Source organism: Caulobacter sp. GW821-FHT11E10 (genome assembly GCF_058808375.1).
On the sequence record NZ_JBXARP010000009.1, the window covers coordinates 257,389 to 276,412 of the forward strand.

Annotated in this window: 18 protein-coding genes and 1 pseudogene; 1 reads left to right on the plus strand and 18 read right to left on the minus strand. The window is 66.5% G+C overall.

The annotated features are described in order from the left end of the window. Positions 1-33 precede the first annotated feature (33 nt). Entirely contained in the window at positions 34-1,272 is a 1,239-nt protein-coding gene (locus tag AC1RRV_RS19880; RefSeq protein ID WP_492861375.1) for a hypothetical protein, read from the plus strand. Between the two features lie 7 nt (positions 1,273-1,279). On the opposite strand, the gene AC1RRV_RS19885 is transcribed toward AC1RRV_RS19880, so the two are convergent. The 18 genes and pseudogenes from AC1RRV_RS19885 to nuoG form a co-directional block, all read right to left on the minus strand. After that, positions 1,280-1,969, minus strand: coding sequence for an ABC transporter ATP-binding protein (locus tag AC1RRV_RS19885; RefSeq protein WP_492861376.1), 690 nt, complete (start codon positions 1,967-1,969; stop codon positions 1,280-1,282). Next, a complete protein-coding gene (locus AC1RRV_RS19890) occupies positions 1,962-3,242 on the minus strand; it encodes a lipoprotein-releasing ABC transporter permease subunit (RefSeq protein ID WP_492861377.1) in 1,281 nt (426 codons plus the stop codon). The genes AC1RRV_RS19885 and AC1RRV_RS19890 overlap by 8 nt, the downstream gene beginning before the upstream one ends. Beyond that, positions 3,242-4,570, minus strand: a complete 1,329-nt coding sequence (proS, locus tag AC1RRV_RS19895) for a proline--tRNA ligase (RefSeq protein ID WP_492861378.1) — start codon at positions 4,568-4,570, stop codon at positions 3,242-3,244. Before proS ends, AC1RRV_RS19890 begins: the two co-directional genes overlap by 1 nt. A gap of 98 nt (positions 4,571-4,668) precedes the next feature. Beyond that, a pseudogene (locus AC1RRV_RS19900) lies at positions 4,669-4,819 on the minus strand (hypothetical protein); the annotation flags it as partial. Positions 4,820-4,894: 75 nt separating this feature from the next. After that, positions 4,895-5,155, minus strand: coding sequence for a DUF1467 family protein (locus tag AC1RRV_RS19905; protein WP_492861379.1), 261 nt, complete (start codon positions 5,153-5,155; stop codon positions 4,895-4,897). Further along, positions 5,155-5,574: a methylmalonyl-CoA epimerase gene (gene mce, locus AC1RRV_RS19910; RefSeq protein WP_492861380.1), complete on the minus strand. Its 420-nt coding sequence runs from the start codon at positions 5,572-5,574 to the stop codon at positions 5,155-5,157. Before mce ends, AC1RRV_RS19905 begins: the two co-directional genes overlap by 1 nt. A 112-nt stretch (positions 5,575-5,686) precedes the next feature. Then, positions 5,687-7,366, minus strand: coding sequence for a ribonuclease J (locus AC1RRV_RS19915; protein ID WP_492861381.1), 1,680 nt, complete (start codon positions 7,364-7,366; stop codon positions 5,687-5,689). Beyond that, a complete protein-coding gene (locus tag AC1RRV_RS19920) occupies positions 7,366-8,151 on the minus strand; it encodes a type III pantothenate kinase (protein ID WP_492861382.1) in 786 nt (261 codons plus the stop codon). The genes AC1RRV_RS19915 and AC1RRV_RS19920 overlap by 1 nt, the downstream gene beginning before the upstream one ends. Continuing rightward, positions 8,148-8,903, minus strand: a complete 756-nt coding sequence (locus AC1RRV_RS19925; RefSeq protein WP_492861383.1) for a biotin--[acetyl-CoA-carboxylase] ligase — start codon at positions 8,901-8,903, stop codon at positions 8,148-8,150. The genes AC1RRV_RS19920 and AC1RRV_RS19925 overlap by 4 nt, the downstream gene beginning before the upstream one ends. After that, a complete protein-coding gene (gene nuoN, locus AC1RRV_RS19930; RefSeq protein WP_492861384.1) occupies positions 8,890-10,335 on the minus strand; it encodes an NADH-quinone oxidoreductase subunit NuoN in 1,446 nt (481 codons plus the stop codon). Before nuoN ends, AC1RRV_RS19925 begins: the two co-directional genes overlap by 14 nt. 7 nt (positions 10,336-10,342) lie before the next feature. Beyond that, positions 10,343-11,845, minus strand: coding sequence for an NADH-quinone oxidoreductase subunit M (locus tag AC1RRV_RS19935; RefSeq protein WP_492861385.1), 1,503 nt, complete (start codon positions 11,843-11,845; stop codon positions 10,343-10,345). Further along, positions 11,842-13,923, minus strand: a complete 2,082-nt coding sequence (gene nuoL / locus AC1RRV_RS19940; RefSeq protein WP_492861386.1) for an NADH-quinone oxidoreductase subunit L — start codon at positions 13,921-13,923, stop codon at positions 11,842-11,844. Before nuoL ends, AC1RRV_RS19935 begins: the two co-directional genes overlap by 4 nt. Before the next feature lie 8 nt (positions 13,924-13,931). Continuing rightward, positions 13,932-14,237, minus strand: a complete 306-nt coding sequence (nuoK, locus tag AC1RRV_RS19945; protein ID WP_013079344.1) for an NADH-quinone oxidoreductase subunit NuoK — start codon at positions 14,235-14,237, stop codon at positions 13,932-13,934. Next, on the minus strand, positions 14,234-14,851 hold the full coding sequence (locus AC1RRV_RS19950; protein ID WP_492861387.1) for an NADH-quinone oxidoreductase subunit J: 618 nt from the start codon (positions 14,849-14,851) through the stop codon (positions 14,234-14,236). The genes nuoK and AC1RRV_RS19950 overlap by 4 nt, the downstream gene beginning before the upstream one ends. Before the next feature lie 83 nt (positions 14,852-14,934). Beyond that, on the minus strand, positions 14,935-15,426 hold the full coding sequence (nuoI, locus tag AC1RRV_RS19955; RefSeq protein WP_354072622.1) for an NADH-quinone oxidoreductase subunit NuoI: 492 nt from the start codon (positions 15,424-15,426) through the stop codon (positions 14,935-14,937). 231 nt (positions 15,427-15,657) lie between these two features. Next, the gene (locus tag AC1RRV_RS19960; RefSeq protein WP_492861388.1) at positions 15,658-15,897 is read right to left on the minus strand and encodes a hypothetical protein; all 240 of its coding nucleotides are present in this window, start codon (positions 15,895-15,897) and stop codon (positions 15,658-15,660) included. Next, positions 15,897-16,958 carry an NADH-quinone oxidoreductase subunit NuoH gene (nuoH, locus tag AC1RRV_RS19965; RefSeq protein ID WP_492861389.1) on the minus strand — a complete coding sequence of 354 codons (1,062 nt, stop codon included), beginning with the start codon at positions 16,956-16,958 and terminating at the stop codon, positions 15,897-15,899. Before nuoH ends, AC1RRV_RS19960 begins: the two co-directional genes overlap by 1 nt. A 3-nt stretch (positions 16,959-16,961) precedes the next feature. Next, complete coding sequence (gene nuoG, locus AC1RRV_RS19970) at positions 16,962-19,022, minus strand: NADH-quinone oxidoreductase subunit NuoG (protein WP_492861390.1); 2,061 nt, start codon at positions 19,020-19,022, stop codon at positions 16,962-16,964. Positions 19,023-19,024: the final 2 nt, after the last annotated feature.

Consider the following 19,024-nt stretch of genomic DNA (forward strand, 5'->3'; position numbering starts at 1 on the left):
TTATCTCAGCGGACCGGGCGCAGACTGGGCGTCATGGGGAGAACCGCCTTCGTCGCACTGGGCTTGGCCCTGAGCTTGGCGAGCGCCGGCGCGGCGCGCGCCCAGGCGGACCTGTTCTCCCGCGACACCGTTTCCGGCCTCGTGGACCTGCGCCTTGTCGCCGCCGACGGCGAGACATCCTGGATCGACGGCCGTGTCGGCAAGGCGCGGTTCGGCGACGGCCATCAGGGCCCGCGCCTGGGCGAGGCCGCCCTGGTCTGGAACCCGCGCCTCACCGACACCCTATCGGCTGTCGTCGTCGCCGAGAGCCAGGATGGCCAACGGCACCTGGTCGATCTGGGCGAAGGCTACCTGGCCTATCGCTCGCGCCCCGGCGCGACCTTGCGCCTGTCGGCCAGAGCCGGCGTCTTCTATCCGCCGATCTCGCTGGAGCATGACGGCCTCGACTGGTCGGTGCCCGACACCATCACCCCCTCGGCGATCAACACCTGGGTGGCCGAGGAGACCAAGGTCGTCGGGGTCGAGGCCACGATCCGCCGCACCCTGGCCGGCCAGACCTTCAGCCTGACGGCCGGCGGCTTCAAGAACGGCGACACCTCGGGCACCGAGCTGACTTTCCGGGGCTGGGCGCTGCATGACGTCAAGTCGCCGGTGTTCGGCCGCTTCCCGCTGCCGCCCCTGAGCACCCGCATGGCCATGCGCCAGGCGCCGTCCACGACGCCGCTGGCCGAGATCGACGGTCGCATCGGCTATTACGGCCGCGTCGAGTGGCGCCCCTCGTCGGTGCTGGCCTTCGACCTGTTCGGCTACGAGAACGAGGGCGACCGCACCAGCGTCGACGACAATCGCGAATGGTCGTGGGAGACCCGGTTCTGGAACCTCGGCATGCGGCTCGATCTCGACGCCGTCGCCATCAAGGCCCAGGTCATGACCGGCGAGACCCTGATGGGTTATTCGAACGCCCTGGGCATCTGGGCCGACATGGGCTTCGAGGCGGCCTACGTCTCGGCGACCAGGGCATTGGGCCCAGGTTCAGCGACGGTGCGCTACGACCACTTCTCGACGACGGACCGCACCAACAAGCTGACCGACAACAACGCCGAACACGGCTGGTCGACGTTGGCCGCCTATCGCTGGGACGTGCGCCCCAACAGCCAGATCGTGTTCGAGGCGCTGCACATCCACAGCTTCCGGCGTGACCGCGCGCGGCTGGGCCTCGCACCGGCCCAGAACCAGACGGTCCTGCAGGCCGCCTTCCGCCGCCAATTCTAGACGCGCCTTACTGGAAGATCTGGGCTTCCAGATGGCCGTCCTTGAGGGCGACCACGCGGTCCATGTAGCGAGCCAGCTCCATGTTGTGCGTGGCGATCAGGGCCGCGACGCCTTGCTGGCGGGCGACCTGATACAGCGACTGAAACACGGCCGCGGAGGTCGCCGGGTCGAGGTTGCCGGTCGGCTCGTCGGCCAGGAGCAGCTTCGGGCGGTTGGCCAGGGCGCGCGCGATGGCGACGCGCTGCTGTTCGCCGCCGGACATCTGGGCCGGCTGGTGGTTCATGCGGTGGCCCAGGCCCAGGTCCTTCAGCAGTTCCTCGGCCCGCGCTTCGGCCTGCCGGCGGCTTTGGCCGGCGATCGTCAGCGGCATGGCCACGTTCTCCAGCGCCGAGAACTCGGGCAGCAGATGGTGGAACTGGTAGACGAAGCCCACCGTGCCCAGGCGGATACGGGTGCGGATGCGCTCGGAAAGCTTGGAACAGTCACGGCCTTCCAGGGCCACCAGGCCGCCGTCAGGGCGCTCCAGCAGTCCCGCCGAGTGCAACAGGGACGACTTGCCCGAGCCCGAGGGCCCGATCAGGCCGACGACCTCGCCGGGATAGACGTCGATGTCGACGCCGCGCAGCACCGGCAGCGGGCCAGCCTCGGTCTTGTAGACGCGCTCGACCCCGCGCAGGGCCAGGACCGGGCTATTCATAGCGAAGCGCCTCCACCGGATCGAGGCGCGACGCGCGCCAGGCCGGCGGCAGGGTCGCCACCACGCTCATCAGGGCCGAGGCCGCCACGATGCCGCCGACCTCGACCCAGTCGATCTTCGCCGGGATGTGCGAGAGCATGTAGACGTCGGCGCTGAACACCGCCGTGCCGGTGGCCCATTCCACGAAGTTCTGGATCGGGGTGATGTAGGCGCAGAAGACCACGCCCAGGGCCAGGCCGCAGAGCGTACCAGCCACGCCGATCGAGGCGCCGGCCATCAGGAAGATGCGCAGCACCGCCCCCTGCCCCGCGCCCATGGTGCGTAGGATGGCGATGTCCTTGCCCTTGTTCTTCACCAGCATGACCAGACTGGAGATGATGTTCAGCGTGGCGATGGCCACGATGCAGAACAGGATCAGCCGCATCACCTTCCGCTCGACCTGGAGCGCGGTGAAATAGCTGTGGTTCTTGTCCTGCCAGTCGCTGACCAGCGAGCCGGGGCCGCTGGCGACCTCGACATCGTGCTTGAGGGCCTTGGCCTTGTCGGGGTCGTCGACCTTGATCTCGATATAGTCGACCGAGGTGTCGCGGCCGAAGAACAGCTGGGCCTGCTCCAGCGGCATGTAGACGAAGGCCTCGTCGAACTGGCTCATGCCCACGCTGAAGACGCCGCCGACGATGTAGTTCTTCTCGCGGGTCGAGGTGCCGAACGCGGTGGCCGGACCGGTCGGCGAGATCAGGGTGATCGGATCGCCGACCTGCACGCCCAGGGCCTGGGCCATGCGCTCGCCGATCAGGACGACGTCGCCCCCGTACTCGCCCTGACCGAAGCCTTCCAGCGAGCCCTTCTTGATGTTGCCCGCGATCAGCGACATGTGCCGCAGATCAGAGGTCGTCACCCCGCGCACGATCGCGCCGGTGACCTGGGTCGGACCGATGACCATGGCCTGGGCCTCGACCATAGGCGCGGCCTGGATCACGCCCGGCGAAGCCTTGATCCGGCGGATCACGGTGTCACGGTCCGGGCCGTTGATCATCGGCGACTGGGCGTAGAGGTGGCCGTTGAAGCCGAGGATCCGGCCCAGCAGCTCGGCCCGGAAGCCGTTCATGACGCTCATCACGGTGATGAGGGCGAAGACCGCCAACATCACCGCGCTGAACGAGATCACCGAGATCAGCGCCACGCCGCCGTTCTTGCGCTTGGCGAACAGGTACCGGCGAGCGACAGAGCGCTCCCAGCGACTGAAGGGACCGGCGGCGCGGACGTCTGGCATCAGGCGGTCTTGCTCTTGGTCAGCCCGTCGAGCACCGAGTCCAGCGAGGCGGTGTGGCGCTCGCCGGTCTTGCGGTTCTTGATCTCGACCACGCCCTCGGCGATGCCCTTGGGACCGACGATCAGCTGCCAGGGCAGGCCGATCAGGTCCATGGTGGCGAACTTGGCGCCGCCGCGGGCGTCCGTGTCGTCATAGAGTACGTCCTTACCGGCGGCTTCGAGCGCGGCGTAGGCCGTCTCGCAGGCGGCGTCACAGGCCGCGTCGCCCTGGCGCATGTTGACGATGCCGACATCGAACGGCGCCACGCCTTCCGGCCAGATGATCCCGGCCTCGTCGTGGCTGGCCTCGATGATCGCGCCCAGCAGGCGCGAGACGCCGACGCCATAGCTGCCCATCTGCACCGGCACGTCCTTGCCGTCCGGGCCCGTGACGGTCGCCTTCATCGGCTCCGAATACTTGGTGCCGAACGAGAAGATGTGGCCGACCTCGATGCCGCGCGCCGACAGGCGTTCGCCCTCGGGAATCGCGTTGAAGGCCGCCTCGTCGTGCATTTCCTCGGTCGCGGCGTAGAGCGCCGTCCGCTGGTTCACCAGCGGCTGCAAGTCGCCGAACCAGTCGACGTCTGGACCGGGGGCCGGCATCTCGACCAGATCCTTGTGGCAGAAGACGGCGCTTTCACCGGTCTCGGCCAGCACGATGAACTCGTGGCTCAGGTCGCCGCCGATCGGACCGGTATCGGCGCGCATCGGCACAGCCTTCAGACCCATCCGCGAGAACAGGTTCAGATAGGCCACGAACATGCGGTTGTAGGCCTTGCGCGCGCCCTCGGCGTCGAGGTCGAAGCTGTAGGCGTCCTTCATCAGGAACTCGCGGCCGCGCATCACGCCAAAGCGCGGACGGCGCTCGTCCCGGAACTTCCACTGGATGTTGTAGAGGTTCTTGGGAAGGTCCTTGTAGCTCCGCACGTAGCCGCGGAAGATGTCGGTGACCACTTCCTCGGCCGTGGGCCCGTACAGCAGGTCACGCTTGTGGCGGTCGGTGATGCGCAGCATCTCGTCGCCATAGGCCTCGTAGCGGCCGCTTTCGCGCCACAGGTCGGCTAGCTGGATGGTCGGCATCAGGAGTTCGATGGCGCCGGCGCGATCCATTTCCTCCCGGACGATCTGCTCGACCTTCTTGAGGACGCGCAGGCCCAGCGGCAGCCAGGCATAGATGCCCGCGGCCTCTTGGCGGATCATGCCGGCGCGAAGCATCAACTGGTGCGAAGCGATCTGGGCGTCGGACGGTGCTTCCTTCAGCACCGGCAGGAAATAGCGCGACAAGCGCATGCGCGTGGAAACTCCGGGAATTCGAGAAGGGCCTGAGATAGCCTCTCGTCCGACAGCTTGGCAACGCGCGTGACTAAAGTATGGCTCCCGACGTGAATAAAAGAGAGGCCGCGCGGATCGCCGCGCGGCCTTTCAAGTCATCGTCGGGGAAGACGCCACAGAGCGAGACCGGCATGGCCGATCTCCTGAAGTCACCTTACCAACCGAACATGTGTTGGGGCACGCCATCACAAGGGAAGCGCTAACAATGGGGACATTCGCCCAAGGCTTGGGCGTTTGAAGGCAAGTTGCTCACGCCCCGCCCAAGGCTTGTGCAACCGGGCGTCAGGCGGCCGCTCGAAGGTTCGGCAGCGTGATCAGTTGGAAGTGCACGACCGCGAAGAACAGCAGGAACACGACCGCCGACACCCAGGTCGTGGTGATGAACTTGCGCTTCAGGTTCGGATTGATCGGCGCGCCCGGGTCCACGCCCGGCGGCGGCTTGATCCCCGCTTCGTGGAAGCTGCGCGAGCCCAGCGGCAGCACGGCGAACAGCACCGTCCACCAGATGGTCAGATAGATCGCGAACCAGGTAATCGGACTCATCAGTGATGCGCCTCCTTAGGCGTCTCCATGAGCTCGACCAGCAGGCCGCCCATGTCCTTGGGGTGAACGAAGATGATCAGGGTCCCGTGGGCGCCGATGCGGGGCTCGCCCAGCACGGTCGCGCCCTTGGCCACCAGGGCGTCGCGGGCCTCGTAGATGTTCTCGACCTCGAAGCAGATGTGATGCTGGCCGCCCTTGGGGTTCTTGGCCAGGAAGCCGTGGATCGGCGAGCTCTCGCCGTAGGGCTCGATCAGCTCGATCTGGCTGTTGGGCAGGTTGACGAAGCAGACCCAGACGCCCTGCTCCGGCATCGCCCACTTGTCGGTGACCGAGGTGGCGCCGAGCAGCTCGCGATACATCTTCACCGAGTCGTCGATGGACGGCGTGGCGACGCCGACGTGGTTGAGCTTGCCGATCATCCTAGAGAACTCCCGCTGCGCTTTTCTGGTTGTTGGCTGATGGCCTAGCACCGGTGCTGCGCTGCGGAAAGATACGGGCGACCACGGTGTTTCCGTGGCCGCCCGTCCAGAATCAGATCCGTAGGACCGTGGTCTCGACGACCGGCTTGCGCTCCCAGATGCGGAACGCGGCCTTCTTCACGGCGCGGGAGATGGCGCTCTCGATCGCCTCGTCGAGCTCGCGGGTCTCGCCCTGGAGCTTCTTGTAGGCGCCCTCGGCTTCCTCGGCGAGGTCGTCCAGGGCGTCGTCGAGCGTATATTCCTCGTCGCCCGTCAGGCCGATGCCGCGAACCTGCGGGCCCGAGACGATCTTGTTGCGGCCGTCCAGGACGATCGACACAGCCAGCATGCCGTTGAACGCCGCGTGGCGGCGCTCGCGCAGGGCGTCGCCGTTCTCGGGCGTGACGACGCCGCCGTCGACATAGAGACGGCCGGCCGGCACTTCGTCGATGATCTCGGGCATGCCCGGCGCCAGGCGCACCATGTCGCCGTTGCGCGGCGAAATGGCGTGCGGGACCTGCAGATCCTTGGCGAAGGCCGCGTGTTCGATCAGGTGGCGGCGCTCTCCGTGGGTCGGCACCGCGATCTGCGGACGCACCCACGAATACATCTGGCGCAGTTCCTCACGGCACGGGTGACCCGAGACGTGGATGCCGGGCGTATCGCGCTCGGTGTGCAGGCGTACGCCACGGTCAGCCAGCTTGTTCTGCAGGTTGCGGATCGGAATCTCGTTGCCCGGAATGACCCGCGAGCTGAAGACCACGTGGTCGCCCGAGCCGAGCTTCACGTGCGGATGGCTGCCGTCGGCGATGCGCGACAGGGCCGCGCGGGCCTCGCCCTGACTGCCGGTGCAGAGGAACAGGACCTCGTTCTCGGGCAGGTGCTTGGCCTGGTCGTCGTTGATGAAGGGCTCGAGGCCCTGCAGCAGACCCACCGACCGCGCGGCCGCCGCCATGCGGTGCATCGAGCGGCCCGCCAGAGACACCTTGCGGCCACAGGCCTGGGCGGCGCGGATCACGGTGTCCATGCGCGCCACGTTCGAGGCGAAGCAGGCCACGGCGATCTTGCCCGAAAGGCTCTTGATCAGATTGCCTAGGGCCTCGCGGACATCGGCCTCCGACCCCGCCGAACCTTCGACGAAGACATTGGTGCTGTCGCAGACCATGGCCAGCACGCCCTCGTCGCCAAGACGGCGGATAGCGGCCTCGTCGGTGGGAGCGCCCAGCTGAGGCTCGGGATCGATCTTCCAGTCGCCGGTGTGCAGAATCGTGCCCAGCGGCGTCTTGATCGCCAGGCCGTTCGGCTCGGGGATCGAGTGCGTCAGGGTGATCAGTTCCAGCTCGAACGGGCCGAGCGTGAACTTACCGCCCAGCGGCACTTCGGTGATCGGCACCTCGCCCAGCAGGTCGGCGTCACGCAGCTTCTCGCGCAGCAGGAAGGCGGTGAACGGGGTGGCGTATACCGGCGCCTTCAGGCGCGGCCACAGCCAGTGCACCGCGCCCAGATGGTCTTCGTGCGCGTGGGTCAGGACGATGCCGATGATGTCCTTCGCATAGGGCTCGATATAGCTGGGATCCGGCAGGATGATCTCAACGCCCGGCGTCGTCTGGTCGCCGAAGGTCACGCCGAGGTCGACCACGATCCACTTGCGATCGTGAGCCGGGCCGAAGCCGTACAGGTTGAAGTTCATGCCGATCTCGTTCGACCCGCCTAGCGGCAGGAAGACGAGCTCGTCGTTCTTGGATTTTTTCATTAGGTCTCGGAAATGGTGTTTCGTCGGTAGATTTCGAGGAGACCCCGGATCGTCAGATCGGAGTCGAAGTGGTCGATGCTGTCGGTGGCGCCCTCGAACAGCGAGGCGACGCCGCCGGTGGCGACAACGGTCATGGGCTCGCCGCGCTCAGCCTTGATGCGCGAGACGAGGCCCTCGATCAGGGAGATATAGCCCCAAAAGACGCCGGACTGCATGGCCGACACCGTGTCGGTGCCCACGATCCTGTTACCGGCGGGTCGCTGGATGGCGATCCGGGGCAGCTTCGCCGCGGCATCGTGCAGCGCCTGCATCGAAAGATTGATGCCCGGGGCGATGATGCCGCCCTCGAAGGCGCCGTCGGCCGCCACGATATCGAAGGTGGTGGCCGTGCCGCTGTCGATGACGATCAGCGGCCCTGGATAGACCATGGCCGCCCCGATGGCGTTGACCAGCCGGTCGGCGCCGGCCTCGGAGGGCTTTTCGATCCGCACGTCTATGCCGAGCTTGGCGTTCTCGCCGATCACCAGGGGTTCGACGTTGAAATAGCGCCGGCTGAGATTGCGCAGATTGAAGATCGACTGCGGTACGACGCTGGAGATGATCACCGCATCAATGGCCCGGAAGCCCAGCCCCTGCATCGACAGGAGCTGCGAAAGCCAGACCACGTACTCGTCGGCGGTTCGGGTGCTTTCGGTCGCCGAGCGCCATTGAGCCACCCACGACGCGCCGTCGTGAATGGCGAACATGGTGTTGGTGTTGCCCTGTTCAATGGCGAGAAGCATCAAGCGCCTCCGAAAAACACGTCGCCGGCGGTGACTCGGCGGACCCGGCCGTCATCCAGACGAAGCCGCAGCGCCCCGTCCCCGTCTAGCCCTTCGGCGATCCCTTCGACGGTTTCGCTCCCCAGGCGGGCGATGCAGGGTTCGCCCAAACCATGGGCGCGAGCAGTCCAGGCGTCGGCTATGGCGGGAAAGCCCAGGGTGTTCCAGGCTCGGAACCAGCGCTCGAACGCGCCGGCCAGGATCTCGACGGCTTCGGTCGGATGTGGCGGCGGAATTTCACGATAGGTGGCGATCGACGTCGCGGGGTGCTGGGAGTCGATCGGCTTGCGGCGCAGGTTGACGCCGATGCCCACGGCGATCCAGAGCCCGCCCAGCGGCGAAGCGCCGGACTCGATCAGGATGCCGCTGACCTTCAACCCGCCCAGCAGCGGATCATTAGGCCACTTCAAACTGACGAGGGAGGCCGGCACGTACTCGGCCAGCATGTCGGCCACGGCCAGGGCGGCGACAAACGAAACCTGAGCGGCTTCGGCGGGCGGCTTATCGGTGCGGAAGAGCAAGGTGGCGGCGAGGTTGCCCTCACCGGTCTCCCAGGCGCGACCTCGGCGGCCGCGCCCGGCGGTCTGGCGAAGACCGACCAGCCACAGGGGGCCGGCCTCGCCCGCCTCGGCCCGTCGACGGGCCTCGGCGTTAGTGGAGTCGATCTCGTCGAGGACGACGACGGGCGGCACGCCCGTCACGTCACGCGTGACCAAAGGCGGCCGCTGCGGCCTTGGCGGCGGGATCGAGCCAGATCAGGGCCACGAGCACGATCGGGAACGAGAAGATCGCGGCGGCGAAGCCGACGGCCCGCGCCGAGGGCGACGGGGCGTCGACCGAACCGGACGAGGCGTCGAACCAGATCGCCTTGATCAGGCGCAGGTAATAGAACGCCGCGACCACGCTGCCGACCAGGCCCAGCACGGCGGCCCACTGCATGACGACGTCGCCCGTGCCGATGGCGGCCTTGAAGACGTAGAACTTCGACCAGAAGCCCGAGAACGGCGGCAGGCCCAGGGCCGACAGCGAGAACGCCGTCATGGCCAGGGCGATGCCCGGACGTTCCTTCACCAGGCCGGCCATGTCCTCGATGGTCTCCATCGGCTTGCCGCCGCGGTTCAGCGCCTGCAGGCAAGCGAAGAAGCCGGTCACGTCGACCATGTAGAGGACCATGAAGACCAGCATCGACTGCAGGCCGACCTCGCCGCCGGCCGCGACGCCCAGCAGGGCGTAACCGACATTGGCGATCGAGGAATAGGCCCACAGGCGCTTGAGGTTGCTTTGGGCCAGGCCCGCGAAGGCGCCGACGAAGACCGACAGCAGGGCCGCGATCACCAGGACCTGGCGCCATTGGTCGACCGAGCCCGGGAAGGCGTCGCCCAGCACGCGGGCGAACATCATCATGGCGGCCAGCTTCGGCGCGGCGGCGAAGAAGCCGACGACCGGAGTCGGGGCGCCCTCGTAGACGTCCGGCGTCCACATGTGGAACGGCGCGGCCGAAACCTTGAACGCGAGACCGCAGATCAGGAACACCAGGCCGAACAGCAGGCCCACGCCGTGCGAACCGCCATGAGCGGCGGCCAGGGCGATCTGGCTGAAGTGGGTCGAGCCGGTGAAGCCGTAGATGAGCGAGCTGCCGTACAGCAGCAGGCCCGACGACAGGGCGCCGAGCACGAAGTACTTCAGGCCGGCCTCCGACGACTTGGCGTCGTCGCGGCGCAGGGCGGCCAGGACATAGAGCGCCAGCGACTGCAACTCGACGCCGACATAGAGGCTGATCAGGTCGCCGGCCGAGGCGGTGACGCCCATGCCGAGCGCGGCCAGAACCACCAGGATGGCGTATTCGAACTTCTGGTCGCCGCGCTGGGCCAGCCAGCGGTCGCCGAGCACGACGGCCACGGCGCTCGACAGGTAGATGGCCACCTTGGCGTAGGTCGCGGCGGCGTCGGCCGCGTAGACGCCGTTGAAGGCGTGGCCATGCGGGCCCAGCACCGCCGTGGCGGCGGCCGCCAGCAGAGCGGCGACGGCGGCCAGGGTGAAGATGGCCCCGACCTTGCCCCGGAAGGCGCCGGCGACCAGCAGAACCAGCGCCGCGATCGCGAGAACGATCTCAGGCAGGACGAGCGAGAAGTTGGCGGAAAAGGTCATAGGCTCCTCACCCGCCCACGGCGGCGCGCCAGGCGCCGACGAGCGCGTCGACGGACGTCGCGGTCAGGTTGAACACGAAATTCGGATAGATGCCGAGCACCAGGGTCGACACGATCAGCGGGGCGAAGATCAGGATCTCGCGCTTGTCCAGATCGGTGATCGTGGCCAGTTGCGGGTTGGTGATCTCGCCGAACATGACGCGGCGGTACAGGGTCAGGGCGTACATGGCCGACAGGATCACGCCCGAGGCGGCGACGAGCGCCGTCCAGGTCGAAGCCTTGTAGACGCCGGTCATGGTCAGGATTTCCCCGACGAAGCCCGACGTGCCCGGCAGGCCGACATTGCCCATGGTGAACAGCATGAAGGTCGCGGCGTACCAGGGCATGCGGTTCGTCAGGCCGCCGTAGAAGGCGATCTCGCGGGTGTGCATGCGGTCGTAGACGACGCCGACGCAGAGGAAGAGCGCGCCGGAGATCACCCCGTGGCTCAGCATCTGGAACAGAGCGCCCTGTTCGCCCGCGGCATTGCCCGAGAAGATGCCCATGGTCACGAAGCCCATGTGGGCGACCGACGAATAGGCGATCAGCTTCTTGATGTCGGTCTGACGGAAGGCGACCAGCGAGGTGTAGACGATGGCGATGGCCGACATCGCGAACACCAGGGGCTGGAACAGCTCGGAGGCGTTCGGGAACATCGGCAGGCTGAAGCGCATGAAGCCGTAGCCGCCCATCTTCAGCAGGATGCCCGCCAGGATGACCGAACCGGCCGTCGGAGCTTCGACGTGGGCGTCAGGCAGCCAGGTGTGCACCGGCCACATCGGCATCTTCACCGCGAAGCTGGCGAAGAAGGCCAGCCACAGCCAGGTCTGCAGCCACGGCGCGAACTTGAAGGTCATCAGCGCCGGGATGGACGAGGTGCCGGCGATGCCGATCATCGCCAGGATCGCGGCCAGCATCAGCACCGAGCCGAGCAGCGTGTAGAGGAAGAACTTGTAGGCCGCGTAGACCCGGCGCTTGCCGCCCCAGATGCCGATGATCAGGAACATCGGAACCAGGCCGCCCTCGAAGAAGAGGTAGAACAGGATCAGGTCCAGCGCGCAGAACACGCCGATCACCAGGGTCTCCAGGACCAGGAAGGCGATCAGGTACTCGACCACGCGCTTCTCGACCGACTTCCAGCTGGCCACGATGCAGATCGGCAGCAGGAACGCGGTCAGCAGGACGAACAGCACCGAGATGCCGTCGATGCCCATGCGGTAGTGCAGGCCCGCGAACCAGGCGACGTCTTCCACGAACTGGAAGCCGGGGTTCTTGGGGTCGAACTGGACGGTCAGGAGGATCGACAGGCCGAACGTGACCAGCGTGGTCACCAGCGCGATCCACTTGGCCAGGGTGTCGGTCTTGTCCCCCGCGCCGTGCAGGGCGCGCGCGGCGAGGATCACCGCGACGCCGACCAGGGGCGCGAAAGTCGTGAGGCTGAGAAGGCCGGTCATTAGCTCCGTCCCCCTCAACGGAATGCGTACAGGGCGAAGGTCAGCAGGCCGGCGACGCCGAGCAGCATGACAAACGCGTAGTGGTAGAGATAGCCGGACTGCAGCTTGCCGGTGCGCCGGCCGACCTCATACGAGACCGCGCTGACGCCATCGGGACCCAGGCCGTCGATGATCTTCTGGTCGCCGCCCTTCCAGAACAGGTCGCCGAGGAACTTGGCGAAGCGCACGAAGGTGGCGTCGTAGAGCTCGTCGAAGAACCACTTGTTGTAGAAGAAGACGTAGGCCGGACCCTGGCGCTCGGCCAGCTTCAAGCCCAGGCGCTCATTGCCCTTGATCAGGTAGACATAGACCGCGATCAGCAGGCCAAGCAGCGAGGCGATCAGCGGGCTCCACTTCACCCAGTTGGCCACCTCGTGCGCTTCGTGCAGCACGTGGTTGGTCGGGGCATTGTAGATCGCGCCGCGCCAGAACTCTTCCTGGTGGTGACCCACGAAGTAGTCGACGAACACGAAGCCCGCGGCGATGGCGCCGATCGACAGCGCGACCAGCGGGAACAGCATGACCCACGGGCTTTCGTGCGGCTTGTGGTCATGGCCATGGCCATGATCGTCGTGGGCGTCGGGCAGAGGCTCGTCGTGCGTCTCTTGCGCGTGGGCGCCATGGCCGTGCGCGTCATGAGCATGGGCGTCATGCGCATGGTGGTCGTCATGACCCCAGCGGGCCTTGCCGTTGAAGGTGAAGAAGGCCAGGCGCCACGAGTAGAACGAGGTCAGGCCCGCCACCAGCACGCCGATCACCCACGCGAACATGGCGATCGCGTTGTGACCACCGGCCGCGAAAGCGGCTTCGATGATGGTGTCCTTCGAGTAGAAGCCGGCGAAGCCCAGGTGCAGCGGCGGGAAGCCGAGGCCCGTGATGGCGATCGTGCCGATCGTCATGGCGATGAAGGTCACCGGCAGCAGCTTGGCCAGGGCGCCGTAGCGGCGCATGTCCTGCTCGTGGTGCATGCCGTGGATCACCGAACCGGCGCCCAGGAACAGCAGAGCCTTGAAGAAGGCGTGGGTGAACAGGTGGAACATGGCCGCCTGATAGGCGCCGACGCCCGCCGCGAAGAACATGTAGCCCAGCTGCGAGCAGGTCGAGTAGGCGATCACGCGCTTGATGTCGTTCTGGGTCAGACCGACCGTGGCGGCGAACAGAGCCGTCACCGCGCCGATCACCGTGACGATGTTCTTGGCCACCGGGGCATATTCGAACATCGGCGACAGCAGGCACAGCATATAGACGCCGGCGGTCACCATGGTGGCCGCGTGGATCAGGGCCGAGACCGGGGTCGGGCCTTCCATGGCGTCCGGCAGCCAGGTGTGCAGGAAGAACTGCGCCGACTTGCCCATCGCGCCGATGAACAGCAGGAAGCAGGCGATATCCATCAGCGGGAACGTGTGGCCCGCGAATTCCCAGGTGCGGCCGGCGTTGGCGGCGATCTGCGGGAAGATCTCAGCGAACTGGATCGAACCGAACGCCCAGTAGGTGGTCATGATGCCGAGGGCGAAGCCGAAGTCGCCGACGCGGTTGACCACAAAGGCCTTGATGGCCGCGGCGCTGGCGGTGGACTTCTTGAACCAGAAGCCGATCAGCAGGTACGAGGCCAGGCCCACGCCTTCCCAGCCGAAGAACAGCTGCATGAAGTCGGCGGCGGTGACCAGCGACAGCATGGCGAAGGTGAACAGCGACAGGTACGCGAAGAAGCGCGGCTTGCTGTCGTCCTCGGCCATGTAGCCCCAGGAATAGATGTGCACGAGCATCGAAACGGTCGTGACCACGATCAGCATGGTCGCCGACAGGGCGTCGATGCGGATCGACCAGTTGGCCTGGAAGTCGCCGATGTGGATGAACGGCAGCAGGTTGACCGTGAAGGCCTCCATGTGCCCCCAGGTCCACTGGCTGAACGTGTACCAGCTAAGGCCGCAAGCCAGGATCAGCGCGCCGGTGGTGACCGACTGCGAAGCCACGTCGCCGATGCGGCGGCCGAACAGGCCGGCGATCGCCGCGGCGATGATCGGTGCGAAAACGAGAATGGTGACAAGCGTCTGCATGACGTCGCTTAGCCCTTCATCATGCTGGCGTCGTCAACCGCGATGTCGCCGCGGTTTCGGAAGAAGGTGACGAGAATGGCCAGGCCCACGGCCGCCTCGGCGGCGGCCACGGTCAGGACGAACATGGCGAAGATCTGCCCCGCCACGTCGTGCAGATAGGCCGAGAACGCCACCAGATTAATGTTCACCGCCAGCAGGATCAGCTCGATCGACATCAGAATGACGATGATGTTCTTGCGGTTCACGAAGATGCCGAAGACGCCGATCGTGAACAGGATCGCGGCGACGACGAGATAGTGCGGCAGGCCGATCATTCGGAGATCCCCTCACCCGGTTTGATCTGGACCAGCTCCATGCCGGTCTTGGGCGTGCGGGCGATCTGCTTGCCGATGTCCTGGCGCTTGACGCCCGGCTTGTGGCGCAGGGTGAGCACGATGGCGCCGATCATGGCGACCAGCAGCACCAGGCCCGCCAGTTGGAAGAAGAAGACGTAGTCGGTGTAGAGCACGCGACCGATGGCCTCGGTGTTGGGCACGCCGCCCGGCGAGGCGTTCGGCAGGGCGTTCTTGGCGGCGGCGCCGTTGGTCGCCACCGTGGCCGCGACGAACACCATCTCCAGCGTCAGGACGCCCGCGACCAGACCGCCGATCGGCAGGTACTGGGCGAAGCCTTGGCGGAGCTCGGCGAAGTCGACGTCCAGCATCATGACGACGAACAGGAACAGCACCGCGACCGCGCCCACATAGACGACGATCAGCAGCATCGCCAGGAACTCCGCGCCCAAGAGGACGAAGAGGCCGGCGGCCGAGAAGAAGGCGGTGATCAGGAAGAGCACCGAGTGCACGGGATTCCGCGCCGACACGACGAGGAGACCCGCCGCGATGGTCGTGAATGCCAGCAGATAGAAAGCGATCGCCTGCAAGGCCATTGGCCCAGGTGCTCCCCTGAAAACTTAAGTCCAATGACGATGAGCCGAACGGCGCATCGCCTCCTTCGGATTCGCGCCCGTCTTTAGCGGTAGGGCGCGTCCAACTCCAGATTCTTCGCGATCAGGCGCTCCCAGCGGTCGCCGTTATCGAGAAGACGTTCCTTGTCGTAGTAGAGCTCTTCGCGGGTCTCGGTCGCGAACTCGATGTTCGGACCTTCGACGATGGCGTCGACCGGGCAGGCCTCCTGGCACAGGCCGCAGTAGATGCACTTGACCATGTCGATGTCGTAGCGGGTCGTGCGGCGGCTGCCGTCCTCGCGCGGTTCGGCCTCGATGGTGATGGCCTGGGCCGGGCAGATGGCTTCGCAGAGCTTGCAGGCGATGCAGCGCTCTTCACCCGACGGATAGCGGCGCAGAGCGTGCTCACCCCGGAAGCGCGGCGACTGCGGGCCGCGCTCGTTCGGATAGATCACGGTCTTCTTCGGCGCGAGCATGTACTTCATGGCCAGCCCGAAGGCCCCCGCGAAGTCCAGAAGGGCCGCGCCCTTGACCGCCTGAGTGATGCGCTGGAACACCAGAGCTCTCCTAACACTTTTCCTTGGGGAAGGGTTTTACGGACCTCCCCTGCTCTTTTTGCTGCCGCCGCATGGTCTGCTTGAGGATGCATTCCTTGGTCTTGGCGTCCGACTTGCGGCGCGCCTCGACCTGCTCCTCATGCGATCGCTGCGGCGGTCGCGGTACAGTCCGCCCCCAGGAAGAACAGCCGGCCAACAGGCCCACCGTCACGATCCCGAGGACAACCCGCCTCATTTCCCGGCTCGGGGAACGATGCAGGTGTAGTTCGACAGCTGAACGGGGTCGCCCCCGTCCTGCTTGAAACGGATCGTCCCGCCCTCGGCCTTGCACTGGTCGCCGGCGCGGCGGAGCTCGTCGTAGCCGACGACGCCCTCGCCCAGCGAGTAGGACCGATCCGGCGCCGTCACGGCCTGGCAGGCCGTAAGAGCGAGGCCGGAAAGGCCCAGCGCGATGGCCGCGAGGCGGCGCATCAGGCCCCCGGACCGAACACGCGCCACGCGGCAACCGCGGCCACCAGCACCAGCGAGGTCGGCAGGAACACCTTCCAACCCAGGCGCATCAGCTGGTCGTAGCGGTAGCGAGGCACGATGGCCTTCGCCATGGCGAACATGAAGAACCAGAAGCAGATCTTGGCGTAGAAGACCAAGGCCAGCAGCAGGTTGGCCGCGAACTTCGGCCAGGTGGCCATGAAGTCAGTCGGGAAGCCCGGGCTCCAGCCGCCGAAGAACAGCACGCTGATCATCGCGCACATCAGGACGATGTTCGAATATTCGGCGACCATGAACAGCAGGTACGGGGTCGAGCTGTATTCGACCTGATAGCCGGCCACGAGTTCGGATTCGGCTTCCGGAAGGTCGAACGGCGGGCGGTTCGTCTCAGCCAGGGCCGAGATGTAGAACATGCCCATGGCCACGACCATGACCGGCAGCAGGATGAGGTTCTTGAGGCCGCCGCCGAAGACGTTCCAGTTCCAGAACCAGCCGGTCTGCTTCTCGACGATCGTCGACAGGTTCATCGACCCGGCCAGCAGGATCACCGTGATGATGATCAAGCCGATCGAGACTTCGTACGACACCATCTGCGCAGCCGAACGGAGCGCACCCAGGAACGGGTACTTCGAGTTCGAAGCCCAGCCGCCCATGATGATGCCGTAGACGCCCAGCGAGCTCATCGCCAGCAGGTACAGGATGCCCACGTTCAGGTTGGAGACGACCCAGCCCGGCGCGAACGGCACGACGGCCCAACCGACGAAGCCCAGGATCAGGCTGATCAGCGGCGCCAGGATGAAGATGATCTTGTCGGCGCCGGCCGGGATCACGATCTCCTTCAGGACGAACTTGAAGAAGTCGGCGAACGACTGCAGCAGGCCGAAGGGGCCAACCACGTTCGGACCTTTGCGCATCTGGACGCCGGCCCAGATCTTGCGGTCGGCCAGCAGCAGGAAGGCCAGGCTGAGCAGGACCCAGATCACGACCAGCAGGATGCCGCCGGTCGTCAGGCCAAACCAGAGAAGCGGAGAAGTCGAGCCCACGGTCTACTCCGCAGCGATCTTGGCGGCGCCGGAAGCCACGGCCGCGCATTCGGCCATGGTCACGCTGGCGCGCGCGACAGGGTTGGTCAGGTGGAAGGCCTTGATCGGGCTTTCGAACGGCGCGTCCGAAGCCTCGCCCGCGCCGCCCAGGGCGCCGACGTCGAACGACGTGGCGACCGAACCGGGCGCGTAGTCGATCTGGCCGAAGGTCGGGTGGTCGGCGAACAGCTTGGCGCGCAGTTGGTCCAGGCTGTCGTAGGGCAGCTTGTGGCCCAGCACTTCCGAGAGCGCCCGCAGGATCGACCAGTCTTCCTTGGCCTCGCCCTTCGGGAACACGGCGCGCTTGCCCTGTTGGACGCGGCCTTCGGTGTTCACATAGAGGCCGTTCTTCTCGGTATAGGCCGCGCCCGGCAGGATCACGTCCGCCTTGTGCGCGCCGGCGTCGCCGTGCGTGCCGAGATAGATCTTGAAGGCGTTCGAGGCCGAGGCCTCGCACTCGTCGGCGCCCAGCAGGAAGAGGACGTCAACGGCGCCCGGCTTCAGCATGTCGGCGGCCGACAGACCGCCCTCCGCCGGGACGAAGCCCATGTCGAGGCCGGCCACACGCGCGGCGGCGGTGTGCAGGACGTTCCAGCCGTTCCAGCCGCTACGAACCACGTTCGCGGCCTTGGCGAGGCCGGCGGCGGCCTTGAGGATCGCCGCGCCGTCGGCGCGGGCCAGCGCCCCCTGGCCGATGATGATCGCGGGACGCTCGGCGGCCTTCAGGGCGGCGACGAAGTCGTTCTTGCTCTTGGCCAGGCCCGACAGGGTCTTGGCCCCGGCGCCGAGATAGTCGTAGTCGAACGTCAGGTCGGCTTGCTCGCCGATGACGCCGAAGCGGGTCTTGCCGGCGATCCACTGCTTGCGGAAGCGGGCGTTGAGGACCGGAGCCTCGAGGCGCGGGTTCGTGCCGACGAACAGCACGACGTCGGCGTTCTCGATGCCGGCCAGGGTCGAGTTGAACAGCCAGCTCTCGCGCGGACCGGCGCCCAGCGCCACGCCGTCCTGGCGGGCGTCGAGGTTCTTCACGCCCAGGGCGGTGAAGAGGTCCTTGGTCGCCTTCAGGCTCTCGGCGTCCTGCAGGTCGCCGGCGATGACGCCGACGCGCTCAGGGCTGGTCGCCTTGATCTTGGCGGCCACGGCGGCGAAGGCTTCGGTCCAGGTGGCCGGCTTCAGGCTGCCGCCGACGCGGACGTACGGACGGTCCAGGCGCTGACGGCCCAGGCCGTCGACGGCGTAGCGGGTCTTGTCCGAGATCCACTCTTCGTTGATGTCGTCGTTGTTGCGCGGCAGAACCCGCAGTACGGCCGAGCCGCGCGCGTCGACGCGGATCGACGAGCCCAGGGCGTCCATGACGTCGACGCTTTCGGTCTTCTTCAGCTCCCACGGACGGGCTTCGAAGGCGTAGGGCTTGGAGGTCAGGGCGCCGACCGGGCACAGGTCGATGACGTTGGCGCTGAGCTCCGACGTTACCGCCGCGCCCAGATAGGTCGTGATTTCAACGTCTTCGCCGCGCGAGATCAGGCCGATTTCCGGTGAGCCGGCGACTTCGGTGATGAAGCGGACGCAGCGCGTGCACTGGATGCAGCGCGTCATCACGGTCTTGATGAGCGGGCCCATGGCCTTCTCTTCGACCGCGCGCTTGTTCTCTTCGTAGCGGCTGTCGTCGCGGCCATAGCCGACGGCCTGGTCCTGCAGATCGCACTCGCCGCCCTGGTCGCAGATCGGGCAATCCAGCGGGTGGTTGATGAGCAGGAACTCCATCACCCCTTCGCGGGCCTTCTTGACCATCGGAGTCTTGGTGAAGATCTCCTGGCCCTCGGCGGCCGGCAGGGCGCAAGACGCCTGCGGCTTCGGCGGGCCGGGCTTCACCTCGACCAGGCACATGCGGCAGTTGCCGGCGATGGACAGGCGTTCGTGGTAGCAGAAGCGCGGGATCTCTTCCCCAGCCAGCTCCGCGACCTGCAGAACCGTCATGCCGGGTTCGAACTCGACTTCGACGCCGTTGACCTTGGCGATAGCCATAA